Annotated in this window: 10 protein-coding genes; 9 read left to right on the top strand and 1 reads right to left on the bottom strand. The window is 70.9% G+C overall.

The window, feature by feature from the left end:
- The 3 genes from ACFQ87_RS31970 to ACFQ87_RS31960 form a co-directional block, all read left to right on the top strand.
- Window positions 1–2,608: SpoIIE family protein phosphatase (locus ACFQ87_RS31970; RefSeq protein ID WP_380614359.1), on the top strand; the 2,608-nt coding region annotated here is incomplete at its 5' end.
- A 282-nt stretch (window positions 2,609–2,890) separates the two neighbouring features.
- Window positions 2,891–5,506: a SpoIIE family protein phosphatase gene (locus tag ACFQ87_RS31965; RefSeq protein ID WP_380614358.1), complete on the top strand. Its 2,616-nt coding sequence runs from the start codon at window positions 2,891–2,893 to the stop codon at window positions 5,504–5,506.
- Window positions 5,507–5,606: 100 nt separating this feature from the next.
- Window positions 5,607–7,424 carry an ABC transporter family substrate-binding protein gene (locus tag ACFQ87_RS31960; RefSeq protein ID WP_380614357.1) on the top strand — a complete coding sequence of 606 codons (1,818 nt, stop codon included), beginning with the start codon at window positions 5,607–5,609 and terminating at the stop codon, window positions 7,422–7,424.
- Here the strand turns inward: ACFQ87_RS31960 and ACFQ87_RS31955 are convergent.
- Window positions 7,421–8,539 carry a hypothetical protein gene (locus ACFQ87_RS31955; RefSeq protein ID WP_380614356.1) on the bottom strand — a complete coding sequence of 373 codons (1,119 nt, stop codon included), beginning with the start codon at window positions 8,537–8,539 and terminating at the stop codon, window positions 7,421–7,423. The two genes, ACFQ87_RS31960 and ACFQ87_RS31955, sit on opposite strands and share 4 nt — an antisense overlap.
- Window positions 8,540–8,795: 256 nt before the next feature.
- Between ACFQ87_RS31955 and typA the strand changes: the two genes are divergently transcribed.
- From typA to ACFQ87_RS31925, 6 genes are all read left to right on the top strand, one after another.
- Complete coding sequence (gene typA, locus ACFQ87_RS31950) at window positions 8,796–10,700, top strand: translational GTPase TypA (RefSeq protein ID WP_380614355.1); 1,905 nt, start codon at window positions 8,796–8,798, stop codon at window positions 10,698–10,700.
- 432 nt (window positions 10,701–11,132) lie between these two features.
- Complete coding sequence (locus ACFQ87_RS31945) at window positions 11,133–12,776, top strand: ABC transporter substrate-binding protein (protein ID WP_380614354.1); 1,644 nt, start codon at window positions 11,133–11,135, stop codon at window positions 12,774–12,776.
- 141 nt (window positions 12,777–12,917) lie between these two features.
- Window positions 12,918–13,844, top strand: a complete 927-nt coding sequence (locus ACFQ87_RS31940) for an ABC transporter permease (RefSeq protein ID WP_380614353.1) — start codon at window positions 12,918–12,920, stop codon at window positions 13,842–13,844.
- Window positions 13,837–14,781 carry an ABC transporter permease gene (locus ACFQ87_RS31935; RefSeq protein WP_380614352.1) on the top strand — a complete coding sequence of 315 codons (945 nt, stop codon included), beginning with the start codon at window positions 13,837–13,839 and terminating at the stop codon, window positions 14,779–14,781. Before ACFQ87_RS31940 ends, ACFQ87_RS31935 begins: the two co-directional genes overlap by 8 nt.
- A gap of 19 nt (window positions 14,782–14,800) precedes the next feature.
- Window positions 14,801–15,850: an ABC transporter ATP-binding protein gene (locus tag ACFQ87_RS31930; protein ID WP_380614351.1), complete on the top strand. Its 1,050-nt coding sequence runs from the start codon at window positions 14,801–14,803 to the stop codon at window positions 15,848–15,850.
- On the top strand, window positions 15,843–16,859 hold the full coding sequence (locus tag ACFQ87_RS31925; RefSeq protein WP_380614350.1) for an ABC transporter ATP-binding protein: 1,017 nt from the start codon (window positions 15,843–15,845) through the stop codon (window positions 16,857–16,859). Before ACFQ87_RS31930 ends, ACFQ87_RS31925 begins: the two co-directional genes overlap by 8 nt.
- The last annotated feature ends 83 nt before the right edge of the window (window positions 16,860–16,942 follow it).

The raw sequence follows: 16,942 nt of genomic DNA, 5'->3' as shown, positions 1-16,942 counted from the left end.
TCTCGCGGCGTCCCGGTCTGCCCAGCCCGTCCAGCTCGCGCCGACCCCGGCCGTCCCCGAGCCCGGCACCCAGCCCGGCCCGCGCAGCCGCCCCGCCCGGCCCTTCCCCGGCGGGCCCGCCGAGGCCGCGCGGGGCCTGGGCGCGCCGACCGACGGCAGTCTGCTGGACATGCTCAAGGTCGCCAACGCGATCCTGGACACCGCGGGCCGGGTGGTGCTGTGGAGCCCGGCGGCCGAGGAACTGCTCGGCTGGCCGGGCGAGCTGCTGGTCGGCCGCCGGATCGACGAACTGATCCCGGACCAGGAGCAGGTCGCCCGGATCCGGGCCGCGATCCGGGACACCCTGCACCACGGCCGCTGGGCGGGCAGCGTCGAACTGCGCGACCGGGACGGCCTGCCGGTCACCGTGGACGCCCGGATCTCCCTCCTGGTGGACGGCGACGGCACCCCGTTCCTGCAGTCCAACATGGCCGAGGCGGCCGCCGTCCGGGCCGTCGAGCGGGACCTCGCGGTGCGCGACGCGCTGTTCGAGCAGTCCCCGCTGGGCATCGCCATCCTGGACACCGACCTGCGCTACACCGCCGTCAACCGGACCCTCGCCGAGCTGAACGGCGTCGCCCTGGAGGACCACGTCGGCCGCACCACCGGCGAGACCCTGCCCGAGCGGGCCGCCGACGAGATCACCACGATCCAGCGCCAGGTGCTGGCCACCGGCGAGCCGGTCATCGACGTCACCCTCGCCTCCCCGGTCACCACCCGGCCCGGCTACCGCTCGATCTCCTACAGCCGGATGACCGACCGCTCCGGCCGGGTGCTCGGCATCTCCGGTACCGTGATGGACGTGACCGAGCGTTACCGCGCGGTCGCCAAGGTCGAGCACGCCCGGCGTCGGCTCTCGCTGCTCAACGAGTTCGGCTCCCGGGTCGGTGACCTGCTCGACGCCTCCCGGATCGCCCAGGAACTCGCCAGCTCCGTGGTCCCCCGGCTGACCGACCACTCGGCGGTGATCCTGCTCCAGGCCGTTGCGCACGGTGACGACCTGCCCCGGCACGGCCACGACCGGCGCACCTCCCTGCTCCAGCTCGGCACCGCCTCCGTCCAGGACGGTCCCGAGGTCGAGGTGATGCTCCGGCGCGGCGCCCGGATCACCTTCGCCGAGGACTCCGTCTGCGGCCGGGTGCTGCGCACCGGCGTGCCCGAGCTGCTCTCCGGCGCCGACCAGCTGGACGAGGTGACCTACCCCGGCGACCCCAAGACGCAGGCCGCCCACGACTTGGGCGTGCACTCGATGCTGGTCGTGCCGCTGCGCGCCCGCGGCATCGTGATCGGCCTGCTGCTGGTCAGCCGGGCCGGCTACCGCGAGGGATTCGACCGGGACGACCTGGCCTTCACCGTCGAACTGGCCGACCGGGCCGGCAGCTCGCTGGACAACGCCCGCCTCTACGCCCGCGAGCGCACCGCCGCGCTCACCCTGCAGCGCACCCTGCTCCCGCAGCAGGTCCCGCAGCCCACCGGCGTCGAGGTCGCCTACCGATACGTGCCCGGCAGCAGCGGCACCGAGGTCGGCGGCGACTGGTTCGACGTCATCCCGCTGCCCGGCGATCGCACCGCGCTGGTGGTCGGGGACGTGATGGGCCACGGCCTGCGGGCCGCCGCCACCATGGGTCGGCTGCGCACCGCCGTCCGGGTGCTGGCCGCCCTCGACCTGCCGCCCGACGTGCTCCTGCGGCACGTCCACGAGCTGGCCGACGACCTGGCCCAGGGCCCGGACGAGGCGCTGCTGGCCACCTGCGTCTACGCGGTCTTCGACCCGGGCACGGCGATGCTGACCGTCGCCAAGGCCGGGCACATCCCGCCGGTGCTGGTGGTGCCGGGCGAGGAGACCACCGAGGAGCCGACCCACACCGGCGGCCCGCTGCCCGGCGGCGCCGGCCGGATCCTCGACCTGCCCTCCGGCGCCCCGCTCGGTGTGGGCGGCGTTCCGTTCGAATCCGTCGAACTGAAGATCCCCGAGGGCAGCCTGCTCGCGCTGTGCACCGACGGCCTGGTCGAGTCCCGGGACAAGGACCTGGACGTCGGCCTCGGCCGGCTGATCACCGTGCTCCAGGAGCCGCACGCCTCCATCCAGGCCGCCTGCGAGGCGGTGCTCGACACCATGGAGCAGGGCCGCGAACCGGACGACGTCGCCCTGCTGCTGGCCCGGCTCGGGCACGGCCAGGCCGGCACCCCGACGGCCGGCTGGACCCTGCCCGCCGAGCCCACCGCCGTCTCCCGGGCCCGTCGGCTGGTCCGCGCCGCGCTCGCCGAGTGGGGCGTCGAGGACCTCACCGACACCGCCGAACTGTTGGTCAGCGAGCTGGTCACGAACGCTGTCCGGTACGCCAGCGCCCCGATCGGGGTCCGGCTGACGCTCGGTGAGACACTGCTGGTCGAGATCTCCGACCCGCTGCCCGACCCGCCCCGGGAGCGGCACGCGGCCGAGGCCGACGAGGGCGGCCGGGGCCTGGAGCTGGTCCACCGGTTGGCGCTGCACTGGGGCGCCCGGGCCGAGGGGATCGGCAAGGTGGTCTGGTTCGAGCTGGAGCTGCCGGCGGATGAACGAGCGTAGCGAGCTCATCAACGAGGGGTGCGAGTGCCGGGCGGGTCGTGGTCCGAACGGGACGCGAGTAGAACATCAGGAGAACAGTGCCGCATATGCCAGCAGGGGCCCGGGGGGAGCGCGCGCTCCGGAAGGGGGCGCGGACGTGGCATTGTGGTTGCGCGGGCGGTAGGACAAAAACCTTCGCCCGATCTGATGTTGTGATGTTGAGGGCGTGTGAACGCACCCCTCGATGATGAATACTCGGTCTTCTCGACATCCGGACGGTCGCGGGTTGGAGGGGTCGGTCCGTTGAACAGCACACCGGCGCGGAACGCGCCGAGCAGCAGCGGTCATGCCGCTGTACCCGGGCAGGCCGGCTCCGCGCACCTGCCCGGACCGGCGGCGCCGCCCGCCGCCGGGGCCGGGGGCCCGGGCCGCGGCGCCCACCCCGTCGCCGGGCAGCGCCCCTGGGGCGCCGGCGACCCCGGCTCGATCTACGACTACATCCGGGTCGCCACCTTCGCGATCGGCCCCGACGGGCGGATCAGCCAGTGGAGCGAGCGCGCCGCCGAGTTCTTCGGCGTCCCCGCCGCCGAGGCCGTCGGCGCCGACCCGGTCTCCACCTTCGTGCCCCGAGAACTCTGGCAGCGCGGCCGCGCCCGGCTGGAGCGGACCCTGGCCGGCGAGGAGTGGGTCGGCACGACCCCCTACCGGGACGCCGCCGGTGGAGAGGGCCTCGCCGAGCTCTACCTGATGCCGGACAGCGCCCTGCCCACCGCGGGCGCCACCTGCCTGGCCGTCGACCTCGGCCGACTGCGCCGGATCGAGACCGACCTCGCCGCCTCCGAGGCCGTCTTCGGCCAGACGCCCACCGGCTTCGTGCTCTTCGACGACCGGCTGCGCCTCCAGCGGGTCAACGACGCCTTCGCCTCCGGCATGGGCCTGGTCCCCACCGACCTGGAGGGCCTCACCCCGCACGACCTGTTCCCGCCCTCCGAGGCCGACCGGCTCGCGGCCGCCCTGCGCAAGGTCCTCGCCACCGGCGAACCCGTCTTCGACCTGCGCTTCCACAGTGCCGTCCCGACCCGCGAGGGCAACCGGCTCTGGGCCGTCTCGCTGTACCGGCTGAACGGCTCGGCCGGGCAGCCGATGGGCGTGGCCGGGCAGGTCTCCGACGTCACCAGCCGGCACGTCGCCGAGCGCGAGGCCGACGGCGTGCGCCGCAACCTCGCCCTGCTCAACGAGGCCAGCGCGCACATCGGCTCCACCCTCGACCTGGAGACCACCGCCAAGGAACTCCTCGACGTCGTCGTCCCGCCGTTCTGCGACCTCGCCACCGTCGACCTCTACACCGCGCTGCTCTCCGGCGAGACCGTCCCCAGCGCCGGCCGGCCCGGCGACACCGTGCTCACCGACGGCAGCGGCGAACTGCGCCGGGTCGCCGTCTCCAGCGTGATCGGCGGTGCCTCCTCGGTGCTCGGCTCGGTCACCGGCCTGCCGATCGCCGAGGCCGGCGGCACCCTCTGTTACCCGCGCCGCTCCCCGCACGCCCGGGCACTGCGCACCGGCCGCAGCGTCGTCCCCGAGCCCGGCCGCGACCCGCTGCTGCGCTCCACCCTGATCGTCCCGCTGGTCGCCCGCGACCAGGTGCTCGGACTGGTCCAGCTCTCCCGGGCGATCGGCAGCGAGCCCTTCGACGCCCGCGACGTGGCCATCGCCGAGGAGCTTGTCGCCCGTGCCGCCGTCTGCATCGACAACGCCCGGCTCTACCGCCGCGAGCACGAACGCGCGCTGATCCTCCAGCGCAGCCTGCTGCCCCCGGGCAACCCGGCCGCCAGCGGCCTGGAGATCGCCTGCCGCTACCTGCCCAGCAACAACAACACCGAGGTCGGCGGCGACTGGTTCGACGTCATCCCGCTGCCCGGCAACCGCACCGCCCTGGTCATCGGCGACGTGATGGGCCGGGGCCTGCGCGCCGCCGTCGCCATGGGGCAGCTGCGCACCGCCGTCCGGACCCTGGCGATGCTCGACCTGGAGCCCGGCGAGGTGCTCACCGCGCTGGACGAGATCGCCCGCGGCCTCGGCGACGACTCCGTCCCGGCCGGCCCGCCCACCCCGTACGGCCGGCTCACCTCGACCGCCGACGAGGAGGCCCGCGAGGTCTACCTGGCGACCTGCGTCTACGCGGTCTACGACGCCGTCACCCGGCGCTGCTGGATCGCCAACGCCGGCCACCTGCCGCCCGTGCTGCTCACCCCCGGCGAGGGCGCCCGGATGCTCGACGTGCCGCCCGGCCTGCCGCTCGGCGTCGGCGGAGAGCCCTTCGAGGAGGTCGAGGTGGACCTCCCGGACGGCGCCGTGCTCGGCCTCTACACCGACGGCCTGGTGGAGAGCCGCAAGCACCAGCTGGACGAGGGCCTTCGTGCCTTCCGGGCCGCGCTCTCAGCCGAGGGCAAGGCCCTGGAGGACCTCTGCGACCACGTCCTCGGCGAGCTCAACCCGCACCACGGCGAGGACGACATCGCCCTGCTGATGGCCAAGGTGCACGCGTTCCCCGAGGACGCCGTCGGCAACTGGTTCCTGCCCCCCGAGCCCACCTCGGTCGCCAAGGCCCGCGAGCTGGCCTGCAGCTGGCTGCTCTCCCGGGGCCTGGAGGAACTGGTCGACACCACCGAACTGCTGGTCAGCGAGCTGGTCACGAACGCGCTCAAGCACGGGCGGGGCGAGATCCGGCTGCGGCTGCTGCGCGAGCGCACCATGGTCTGCGAGGTCTGGGACGACGGCTACGCCCAGCCCCGGCAGCGGCGCGCCCAGGAGACCGACGAGGGCGGGCGCGGCCTGCAGTTGGTCAGCCTGCTGGCCGAACGCTGGGGCAGCCGACGCACGCCCAAGGGCAAGATCGTCTGGTTCGAGCTGGCGCTGTAGGGGCGGTGAGGCCGTAGGGCTGGGCCGTACGGGTGCAGTCGCCCGGCTGCCCGCCGTGTCGGCGCGGGTCGGGCCGTCCGGGCGGCGTTCCATGGCCGCCATGCGCGTCCGCCAGCTCACCGCCGCAGCCATCGCGCTGCTGCTCTCCGCCGGCCTCGGCGGCTGCTCCGACAGCCCGGCCCCGGCCCATACCGCCGAGCCCGCGCCGGCCTCGGCCGACCCCACCGCCACCACGGGGGACGTCCGGCCCGCCGATCGCACCGACGTCGAGAACGGCGGCTCGTTGCGCTGGGCGGTGGACGGCGTGCCGACCACGCTGAACGTCTACCAGAGCGACGCGAACGCCGACTCGGCGCTGCTCGCCCACGCGCTGTACCCCTCGCTGTTCCGGCCCGACGAGCGCGGGCGGCTCGTCCCCGACCCGGACTACCTGGCCGCCGCCGAGTCCACCCCGCCCGGGCAGCAGCCGCAGGTGGTCACCTACCGGCTCAACCCGCACGCCGTCTGGAGCGACGGCACCCCGCTGACGGTCGCCGACCTCACCGCCCAGCGGGCCGCCCTGTCCGGGCAGGACCCGGCCTACCGGAGCGCACACCCGGCCGGGTACGACGCCATCGAGTCGATCGCCCAGGGCGCCGACCCGTACGAGGTCAAGGTGACCTTCCGGCGGCCGTACGCCGAGTGGCGCGCGCTGTTCGGACCGCTCTACCCGGCCGCCGAGACCTCCACGGCGACGGCCTTCAACCGGGCGCTCACCGGCAGCGGCCACCTGAGCGCCGGGCCGTACACCGTCTCCCGGTACGACGCGAAGGGCGGACGGGTCACCCTGGTGAGCAACCAGCTCTGGTGGGGGGACCTGCCGAAGACCGACCGGATCGACTTCCTGGCCACGCCGCCCGAGCAGCGGTTGGACGCGCTGGACCAGGACCGGCTGGACGTCGCCCCGCTGACCGTGGCGGTGGACCGGGCGGTGCCGGCCGCCCCCACGGCCAGCCCCTCGGCGGGTACCGGTCCGGCCGCCCCGCCCGCCCCGCCCGCCGCCGCGGACGCCGCAGCGCCCGAGGCGGCGGCTCAGGCGCTGCGGCGGGCCGAGTCGCTGCCCGGGATCACCGTGCACCGGGCCGCCGCCGCCTCGCTCACCGAGCTCACCGTCAACGCCGCCCGAGGCCCGCTCACCGATCCGGCGGTCCGGCGGGCGCTGGCCCGGGCGGTCGACCGGCGGCGGATCGCCGACGCCGCGCTCGGCCCGCTGGGGCTGCCCGGCGCCCCGCTCGGCAGCCACCTGCTCGCCGGGGACCAGGAGGGCTACCGCGACAACAGCGCCGCGGTCGGCCCGGCGGACGCCACTGAACTGCTGGACGAGGCGGGCTGGAAGCGGCCGAACGGCGGCACCCGGGTCAAGGACGGCAAGGAGCTCACCCTCACCCTGCTCGTCCCGGCCGGCTCGGCGACCGCCAAGCGCACCGCCGACGCGCTCACCGCCTCCCTCGCCGAGTCCGGCATCGCGGTGAAGGCGCAGGCCGCGCCCGCCGAGACCTTCGTCAAGGACCACCTCGCGGCCGGGGACTACGACCTCGCCCTGTTCTCCTGGCCGGCCGGCCCCAGCCCGGCGGCCGAGCAGCGCCCCGCCTACGCCAAGCCCCGGCCGGACGCCGGCGGCACGCCCGACCCGGGCACCAACTACGGCCGCAGCGGCACCGAGGAGATCGACCGGCTGTTCGACCGGGCGGCCGCCGAACTCGACCCGGCGGCCCGGCTGGACCTGCTGCAGGAGGCGGACGTGCGGATCTGGCAGCTCGGGCACTCGGTGCCGCTCTACCAGCGGCCGGATCTGGTGGGTGTGCGGACCGGGGTGGCCGGGGTCGGCGCCTGGGGCTTCGGGTGGCCCCGGTTCCAGGACGTCGGCTGGAGCCGCTAGAGCTCGGCGGGCCTCGGCTCCAGCAGGCGCTCGACGTCGGCGATCCGGGCCAGCTCGGGGCACTCCTCGCGGGCCTGGACGAGCGCCTTGCGGGCCTCGTCCGCCCGCCCGGCTGCGATGAGGGCCGCGGCCAGGCTGCAGGAGGCCAGGGCGGGCCAGAGCGTGAAGTGGTGGTCGAACCGGCGGCGGCGGGCGGCGCGAACGGCGGCCTCGGGGTCGCCCTGGAAGCGGGCGAGGTCGGCAGCGGGGAGGAACCGCCGGAGCAGCGTCCGGTCGTCCAGGAAGAACGGGCGGAGGGCGGCCTTCAGCTCACTGACCCGGTCGGGGGTGGTCCCTTCGCGATCGGTGCGGCCGACCACGGCCATCCCGATGATGAGTTGCGCGATCTGGCTCTGGGACGACGGGACCTGCTCCGCGAGGCGCCTGGCGTCCCGGTAGCGGCCCTGGGCCAGGGCGACCGCGGCGGCCGTGACGCGCTCGACCGGCGCGAGGGCGGATTCGTCCAGCAGCGCGTGGGCTTCGGCGATACGGCTCCGGACCAGGAGCCGTTCGGCAGCCACGGCGGTCGGCGACCAGAAGTCGTTCACCAGGGCCCACGGCCGGAAGAGCAGGGCGAACACGGCCCAGAGCGAGTTGCTCGCCGTTGCCCCGGCGACCAGCGTGACCACGACGAAACTGAACAGCAGGCCGAACCCGACGCCCTGGGCCGGTCCGGTGCAGGACGTGGCCAGCCAGGCGCCGAGCCCCGCGTGGAGGCCGAGCAGCGCGGCCGCGCAGAGCAACAGGCGCAGGCGCTGGGCGCGGACGCGCAGCATCGCCCAGGGCAGGTAGCCGCCCTTCGTCGGCCACAGCCGCAGTTCGACCGGTACCCCGGCGATCACGCCGCGCCAGAGCGTCGGTCCCTTGCCGTACGAGGCGCAGAACAGCCGGCCTCCGAAGAGCCGGTGGGTGGACAGGAACCAGAGATCGCCGAGCGGTTCCCGGCCCACCACGGTGCCGATGAGGCAGCCGAGCACGGTCGAGGCGGGGAGCCCGCCGAGGACGGCCAGGAACAGGCCGTACGCCCCGGCGACGTAGCAGAGCTGGGACGGCGAGGGGCGGAAGCGTCTGATCACGAACGGAAGAGTGTCGGAGCCTGGCCGCAGGGTGAAGAGTTCGTGACCCAGCTGTGATCTTGGTCCCGCCCGACCTGCTCGTTTCCGCCCACCTGGGTGCTTCCCCGTACGATAGGAGGAAGCCGAGGCATGTCCATATGCCCGGCGGGTGGACCGGTAGTAGCAGGCGAACGGGTGGCGGCGGCCGACAGGGGCCGCAAGTGCGCGTCTCGCGGCCGGGCGCCGTAACCCACGATTCCGGGAGAATCCGCTAGGCATGCCCACGCGCAACGACATCCGTAACGTCGCTATCGTCGCCCACGTCGACCACGGCAAGACCACGCTGGTCGACGCCATGCTGAAGCAGGCCGGCGCCTTCGCCGCCCACCAGCAGCTCGACGACCGCATGATGGACTCGAACGACCTGGAGCGCGAGAAGGGCATCACCATTCTCGCGAAGAACACCGCGGTCAAGTACCACCCCAAGGACGGTGGCGCGCCGATCACCATCAACATCATCGACACCCCGGGCCACGCCGACTTCGGTGGCGAGGTCGAGCGCGGTCTGTCGATGGTGGACGCGGTCGTGCTGCTCGTCGACGCCTCCGAGGGCCCGCTGCCGCAGACCCGCTTCGTGCTGCGCAAGGCGCTCGCCCAGCGCCTGCCCGTCATCCTGTGCATCAACAAGACGGACCGTCCGGACTCCCGGATCGACGAGGTCATCAACGAGACCTACGACCTGTTCCTGGACCTGGACGCGGACGAGGAGCAGATCGAGTTCCCGATCGTCTACGCCTGCGCCCGTGACGGCGTCGCCTCGCTGACCAAGCCGGAGAACGGCACCGTTCCCGCGGACAGCACCAACCTGGAGCCGTTCTTCTCCACCCTGCTGGAGCACGTCCCGGCCCCCAGCTTCGACGAGGGCGCGCCGCTCCAGGCCCACGTCACCAACCTGGACGCCGACAACTTCCTCGGCCGCATCGCGCTGCTGCGCGTCGAGCAGGGCGAGCTGCGCAAGGGCCAGACCGTGGCCTGGATCAAGCGCGACGGCTCGATCCAGAACGTCCGCATCTCCGAGCTGCTGATGACCGAGGCGCTCACCCGCAAGCCGGCCGAGGTGGCGGGCCCCGGTGACATCTGCGCCGTCGCCGGCATCTCCGACATCATGATCGGCGAGACCCTGGCCGACACCGAGAACCCGATCGCGCTGCCGCTGATCACGGTCGACGAGCCGGCCATCTCGATGACCATCGGCACCAACACCTCCCCGCTGGTCGGCCGTGGCGGCAGCGGCAAGGGCGCGGACGCCAAGTCCGGCGCCAAGGTGGACCGCAAGGTCACCGCCCGCCAGGTGAAGGACCGCCTGGACCGCGAGCTGATCGGTAACGTCTCGCTGCGCGTGCTGGACACCGAGCGCCCGGACGCCTGGGAGGTGCAGGGCCGCGGTGAGCTGGCGCTGGCCATCCTGATCGAGACCATGCGCCGCGAGGGCTTCGAGCTGACCGTCGGCAAGCCGCAGGTGGTCACCAAGGAGGTCAACGGCAAGACCCACGAGCCGGTCGAGCGCCTCACCGTGGACGTCCCCGAGGAGCACATGGGTGCCGTCACCCAGCTCATGGGCGTCCGCAAGGGCCGGATGGACAACATGTCCAACCACGGCTCGGGCTGGGTCCGGATGGAGTTCGTCGTGCCGTCCCGCGGCCTGATCGGCTTCCGGACCGAGTTCCTCACCAACACCCGCGGCACCGGCATCGCGCACTCGATCCACGAGGGCCACGAGCCGTGGTTCGGCCAGCTGACCACCCGCAACAACGGTTCGCTGGTCGCCGACCGCGCCGGTGTGGTCACCGCCTTCGCGATGACCAACCTGCAGGAGCGCGGCGTGCTCTTCTGCGAGCCGGGCACCGAGGTGTACGAGGGCATGATCGTCGGTGAGAACTCGCGCTCCGACGACATGGACGTGAACATCACCAAGGAGAAGAAGCTCACCAACATGCGGTCCTCGACCGCCGACGTGGCCGAGTCGATCGTCCCGCCGCGCAAGCTCTCGCTGGAGCAGTCGCTGGAGTTCTGCCGCGAGGACGAGTGCATCGAGGTGACCCCGGAGACGGTTCGCATCCGTAAGGTCGTCCTGGACCAGAAGGACCGCGGACGTACCGCCTCGCGCGCCAAGAAGGCGTGATCCGGACGCACTGAACGGCCATTGGCCGGATTGTTTCGCCCCCCTTTCCGATTGGAGAGGGGGGCGAACTTTTTCAACTACTCCAAGTTGTCGGGGCCGGTATTAACGGAATAACGCTCATCACACCCGAGTGTCCGCTGAGCGGACGCGACGGTTCGTCATGCATGACGACTGTCCGTTTGGTACCTGTCTGGCTATGTCTCAAATGTCCGGTTTTCGAAACTTACCGACTGTTCATGTGACCTAATTGAGATCGTCACTGGTCACTTTCGTGTCCGTGCGTGACGGATAGTGGAGCCAGTCAGGCTCGGGTCAAGGGTGAACGCGCAGGGGTGCGCGCCGAAACCACGAGCGTGGACGGCATTGCGGGCCCGGTGACAACCGTTCCGTGGTGCCATCCCCGTCGCAACGTCGAATTCAGGAGGCACACCGATGCGTGGTGTGAGCCAGGCCAAGTGGGTTGTCGCAGCGGTTGCTGTCGCGCTCGCCGCGACTGCTTGTAGCAGCAGTGGCAGCAGCGACTCCTCCGGTGGGAGCTCGGACGGCGCCGCGGTCAACCCCGCGGGCGTCTTCAGCTACCAGAGCGCCGAGCCCCAGCGCCCGCTGCAGCCGGCCAACGCCATGGAGAACCAGGGCGGCCGTATCGTCAAGCAGCTCTTCACGGGCCTGGTCGACTACGACCCCGCGACCGGTGCCCTGCGCAACCAGGTGGCCGACAAGATCGAGACCACCGACGCCAAGAACTACACCGTCACCCTGAAGTCCGGCTGGACCTTCCACGACGGCACCCCGGTCACCGCCAAGTCCTTCGTGGACTCCTGGAACTGGTCGGCCAACCCGGCGAACAACCAGATCAACTCGGACTGGTTCTCCGACATCGCGGGCTACGACGCCGTCCACCCGGACAAGGGCGACCCGACCGCCAAGGAGATGTCCGGCCTGAAGGTCGTCGACGACACCCACTTCACCATCGAACTGACGGCCCCCGTCTCGTACTTCACGTACAAGCTGGGCTACTCGGCCTTCTTCCCGCTGCCCACCGGGTTCTTCACCGACCCCAAGGGCTACGGCGAGAAGCCGGTCGGCAACGGCCCCTACAAGTTCGTCTCGTGGGAGCACAACAAGGCCGTCACCCTGGCCGCCTACGACAAGTACACGGGCAGCAACAAGGCGAAGAACGGCGGGATCGTCTTCCGCAACTACACCTCGCCCGAGGCCGCGTACAAGGACCTGATGTCCGACACGCTGGACGTCCTGGACCAGGTCGACTCGACCGACCTGCCGAAGTACAAGGACGACCTGGGCAAGCGCGCCGTCGACCAGGCGCAGGGTGCGATCCAGAACATCTCGTTCGCGATGTACAACACGGACTGGAGTGACCCGGCCAAGGCCAAGGTCCGCCAGGGCCTGTCGATGGCGATCGACCGCGACACCATCACCAAGACCGTGCTGAACAACAGCCGTCAGCCCGCCGACTCGTTCGTGGCGCCGGGCGTCATGGGCTACAAGGCCGGTACCTGCGGCGACGCCTGCAAGTACGACCCGGCCAAGGCCAAGCAGCTGATCCAGGACGGTGGCGGCGTCCCCGGCAACAAGATCACCATCCTCTACAACTCCGACGGTGGTCACAAGGAGTGGGTGGACGCGGTCTGCAACTCGATCCGCCAGGCCACCGGCGTCGAGTGCCTCGGCGACCCGAAGCCGGACTTCAAGACCTCTCGTGACATCATCACGAAGAAGCAGGTCCCCAGCATGATGCGTACCGGCTGGGTGCAGGACTACCCGCTGAACGCCAACTTCCTGCGTGACGTCTACGGAACGGGTGCCGCCGCGAACGACGCCGGCTACTCGAACCCGGAGTTCGACAAGCTGTCCCACGACGCGGACGCGGCCACCTCGGTCGAGAAGACCGCGGACCTGTACCAGCAGGCCGAGGCCGTTCTGGCCAAGGACATGCCGGCCATCCCGCTCTGGTACTACAAGACCAACTCCGGCTACTCCAACAACGTCCAGAACGTGAAGTTCAACTCCTTCGGCGACCCGGTCTACACCGACGTCGAGGTCAAGAAGAAGTAATCGGTCGGCACCGCCTGACCCGGTGACAACGGCCGGTGCCCGTCCCATCCCCACAAGGGCGAGGACTGGCACCGGCCGTTGGCACGCCGACTTATCTCTGGCCGGGTTGACGGGCCCGGCAGAGTCATACATGGAGGCACGATGGGGCGCTTTGTCGCGAGGCGACTGCTCCAGATGATCCCGGTGTTCCTCGGAACGACCGCACTCATCTTTTTCATGGTGCACGCGCTGCCGGGTGACCCGGTGGCAGCGATGTGGGGCGACAAGGCGCCGGATCCGGTGCAGCTCGCCGCTCTGAGGCACCAGCAGGGCTTCGACAAGCCGCTGATCGGTCAGTACACCGACTACATGGGCAAGCTGCTCGTCGGCAACTTCGGCACCGGTCTGGACGGGCGGCCGGTGATCGACAAGATCACCGAGGCGCTGCCGGTCACCATCCGGCTCGCGCTGTTCGCGTTCGCCATCGAGATCGTGCTGGGCGTCACCATCGGCCTGTTCTCCGGTCTGCGCCGCGGCAAGGCGTTCGACAAGGGCACTCTGATCCTGACCCTGCTGCTGATCTCGATCCCGGTCCCGGTGCTGGGCTTCATCTTCCAGACGATCTTCGCGAACAACCTCAAGTGGGTTACGCCGACCGTCCAGGACTCGAACGACATCACCCAGCTGGTGCTGCCGGCCTTCGTGCTCGGCTCGCTGTCGCTGGCCTACGTCGCGCGCCTCACCCGTACCTCCATAGCCGAGAACATCAAGGCCGACTACGTCCGCACCGCGGTGGCCAAGGGCCTGCCGCGCCGGAAGGTCATCGGCACCCACCTGCTGCGCAACTCGATGATTCCGGTGGTCACCTTCCTCGGCACCGACCTCGGCGCCCTGATGGGTGGCGCGATCGTCACCGAGGGCATCTTCAACGTCAAGGGTGTCGGTAACGCGCTGTACCACGCGATCAACCTGAAGGAGAGTGCGACGGTCTCCGGTTTCGTCGCCTTCCTGGTGATCGTGTACCTGGCCGCCGGCCTGATCGTCGACCTGCTTTACGCGGTCCTGGACCCGAGGATCCGTTATGCCTGACCTGACCGAGAAGAAGACGGCCGAGGAGATCCCGGCCCAGAGCACCGCGGCCGCCGTGGCCGCCAAGCCGGAGAAGGCCCGCAGCCTCGGCTCCGACGCCTGGCACGACCTGCGTCGCAAGCCGATCTTCGTGATCTCCGCGCTGCTCATCCTGCTGCTGGTGGTCATCGCGATCGCCCCCGGCCTGTTCACCTCGGTGGACCCGCGGGCCGGTGACCTGCGCCTGCACTACCTGACGAAGCCGAACTACACCCACTTCTTCGAGGGGGACTGGTTCGGTTACGACCTCCAGGGTCGCAGCATCTACGCCCGCGTCATCTACGGCGCCCGCGCCTCGGTCGTGGTCGGCATCTGCGTGACCCTCGGCGTGACCATCCTCGGCGGCATCACCGGCATGATCGCCGGCTACTTCGGCGGCTGGATCGACACGCTCATCTCCCGCATCACCGACATCTTCTTCGGCATCCCGCTGCTGCTCGGCTCGCTGGTGATCCTGAACGCCTTCACCTCGCGCACGGTCTGGAGCGTCGTCTTCGCGCTGGTCGCCCTGGGCTGGACCCAGATGACCCGTGTCATGCGCGGTTCGGTGATCACGATCAAGCAGTCCGACTTCGTGACCGCCGCCAAGGCGCTCGGCGCCGGCACCAACCGCATCCTGTTCAAGCACATCCTGCCGAACGCGATCGCCCCGGTGATCGTGGTCGCGACCATCGCGCTCGGCGGTTACATCGCCACCGAGGCGACGCTGAGCTTCCTCGGCATCGGTCTGCAGGACCCGACCATCTCCTGGGGCATCGACATCAACTCGGCCCAGAAGGTGATCCGCACGGCGCCGTTCGCCCTGTTCTTCCCCGCCGGCATGCTGAGCCTGACCGTGCTGGCCTTCATCATGCTCGGCGACGCGGTGCGCGACGCCCTCGACCCGAAGCTCCGCTGAGAGAAGAGGTGACGACCCGATGACCACCGTGATCGAGAACAACCAGCAGAGTGACCGTCTCGAAGTCGGAACCCCGCTCCTGGAGGTCAAGGACCTCCACGTGGAGTTCCACACCCGGGACGGGATCGCCAAGGCCGTGAACGGCGTCAACTACTCCGTCGCGGCCGGCGAGACCCTCGCCGTGCTCGGCGAGTCCGGCTCCGGCAAGTCCGTGACGGCGCAGACCATCATGGGCATCCTGGACATGCCTCCGGGCAAGGTGACCCAGGGCGAGATCCTGTTCCGCGGCCAGGACATGCTCAAGATGAGCAACGAGGAGCGGCGGAAGATCCGCGGCCGGAAGATCGCGATGATCTTCCAGGACGCACTGTCCGCCCTCAACCCCGTGCTCAGCGTGGGCTACCAGCTCGGCGAGATGTTCCGGGTGCACCAGGGCGCCTCCAAGGCCGAGGCGAAGGCCAAGGCCATCGAGCTGATGGACCGGGTGCGCATCCCCGCTGCCAAGCAGCGGGTGAACGACTACCCGCACCAGTTCTCCGGCGGCATGCGCCAGCGCATCATGATCGCCATGGCGCTGTCGCTGCAGCCCGACCTGATCATCGCCGACGAGCCCACCACCGCCCTGGACGTCACTGTCCAGGCCCAGGTGATGGACCTGCTCGCGGAGCTGCAGGCCGAGTACAACATGGGTCTGATCCTGATCACCCACGACCTCGGCGTGGTCGCCGACGTCGCGGACAAGATCGCCGTGATGTACGCGGGCCGGATCGTCGAGACCGCCCCGGTGCACGAGCTGTACGCGAACCCCGCGCACCCGTACACCAAGGGCCTGCTCCGCTCGATCCCGCGCCTGGACCAGAAGGGCCAGGAGCTCTACGCGATCAAGGGCCTGCCCCCGAACCTGCTGAAGGTCCCGGCCGGCTGCGCGTTCAACCCCCGCTGCGATGTCGCCACCGACCTGTGCCGCACGGAGATCCCGGCGTTGCACCAGGTGACCGGCAAGGACGGCGAGGAGCTCACCGGCCGCCGCAGCGCGTGCCACCTTTGGAAGGAGACCCTCCATGGCTGAGAACATCCTGGAGGTCAAGGACCTGGTCAAGCACTACCCGCTGACCCAGGGCATCCTGTTCAAGAAGCAGGTCGGCGCGGTCAAGGCCGTCGACGGCATCAGCTTCGACCTGAAGAAGGGTGAGACGCTCGGCATCGTCGGCGAGTCCGGCTGTGGCAAGTCCACGCTGGCCAAGGTGCTGATGAACCTGGAGCGGGCCACCTCCGGCCAGGTGCTGTTCAAGGGCGAGGACATCTCCAAGCTGAACGGCTCGGCCCTCAAGGCCGTCCGCCGGAACATCCAGATGGTGTTCCAGGACCCGTACACCTCGCTGAACCCGCGCATGACGGTCGGCGACATCATCGGGGAGCCCTTCGAGATCCACCCCGAGGTGGCGCCCAAGGGCGACCGCCGCAAGGCCGTCCAGGACCTGCTGGACGTCGTGGGTCTGAACCCGGAGTACATCAACCGGTACCCGCACCAGTTCTCCGGCGGTCAGCGCCAGCGCATCGGCATCGCCCGCGGTCTCGCGCTCAAGCCCGAGATCATCATCTGCGACGAGCCGGTCTCGGCGCTGGACGTGTCGGTGCAGGCGCAGGTGATCAACCTGCTGGAGCAGCTGCAGGGCGACTTCGGCCTGTCGTACATGTTCATCGCGCACGACCTCTCCATCGTCCGGCACATCTCCGACCGCGTCGGCGTGATGTACCTGGGCAAGATGGTCGAGATCGGCACTGACGAGCAGATCTACGACAACGCCACCCACCCGTACACCCAGGCGCTGCTGTCCGCGGTGCCGGTGCCGGACCCGGCGGCGCGCGAGTCGCGGGACCGGATCATCCTCAGCGGCGACATCCCCTCGCCGGCCAACCCGCCGTCGGGCTGCCGCTTCCGCACCCGCTGCTGGAAGGCGGAGGACCGCTGCGCGGAGGAGGTCCCGCTGCTGGCGATCCCGACCACGCTGGAGGGCCCGGCCGCCCACGAGTCGGCCTGCCACTTCGCCGAGGTCCGGGAGTCGGCCGCGGCCTGACCTCCCCCGGCGTCCCAGGAAGGGTCCGCGGCTCCGGCCGCGGGCCCTTCCGGCATTTCTGTCAATTCAGCGCTGCGTTGATC

Origin of the sequence: Kitasatospora sp. NPDC056531 (assembly GCF_042794375.1) — a bacterium.
Lineage (GTDB): Bacteria > Actinomycetota > Actinomycetes > Streptomycetales > Streptomycetaceae > Kitasatospora.
The sequence above is the reverse complement of the archived record's forward strand: the minus strand, read 5'-3'. Positions and strand labels throughout refer to the sequence as shown.

Bases quoted from the DNA above. Each gene is read 5' to 3' on its own strand.
- ACFQ87_RS31960 (WP_380614357.1), top strand. From the start codon at position 5,607: ATGCGCGTCCGCCAGCTCACCGCCGCAGCCATCGCGCTGCTGCTCTCC.
- typA (WP_380614355.1), top strand. From the start codon at position 8,796: ATGCCCACGCGCAACGACATCCGTAACGTCGCTATCGTCGCCCACGTC.
- ACFQ87_RS31945 (WP_380614354.1), top strand. From the start codon at position 11,133: ATGCGTGGTGTGAGCCAGGCCAAGTGGGTTGTCGCAGCGGTTGCTGTC.
- ACFQ87_RS31940 (WP_380614353.1), top strand. From the start codon at position 12,918: ATGGGGCGCTTTGTCGCGAGGCGACTGCTCCAGATGATCCCGGTGTTC.
- ACFQ87_RS31935 (WP_380614352.1), top strand. From the start codon at position 13,837: ATGCCTGACCTGACCGAGAAGAAGACGGCCGAGGAGATCCCGGCCCAG.
- ACFQ87_RS31930 (WP_380614351.1), top strand. From the start codon at position 14,801: ATGACCACCGTGATCGAGAACAACCAGCAGAGTGACCGTCTCGAAGTC.
- ACFQ87_RS31925 (WP_380614350.1), top strand. From the start codon at position 15,843: ATGGCTGAGAACATCCTGGAGGTCAAGGACCTGGTCAAGCACTACCCG.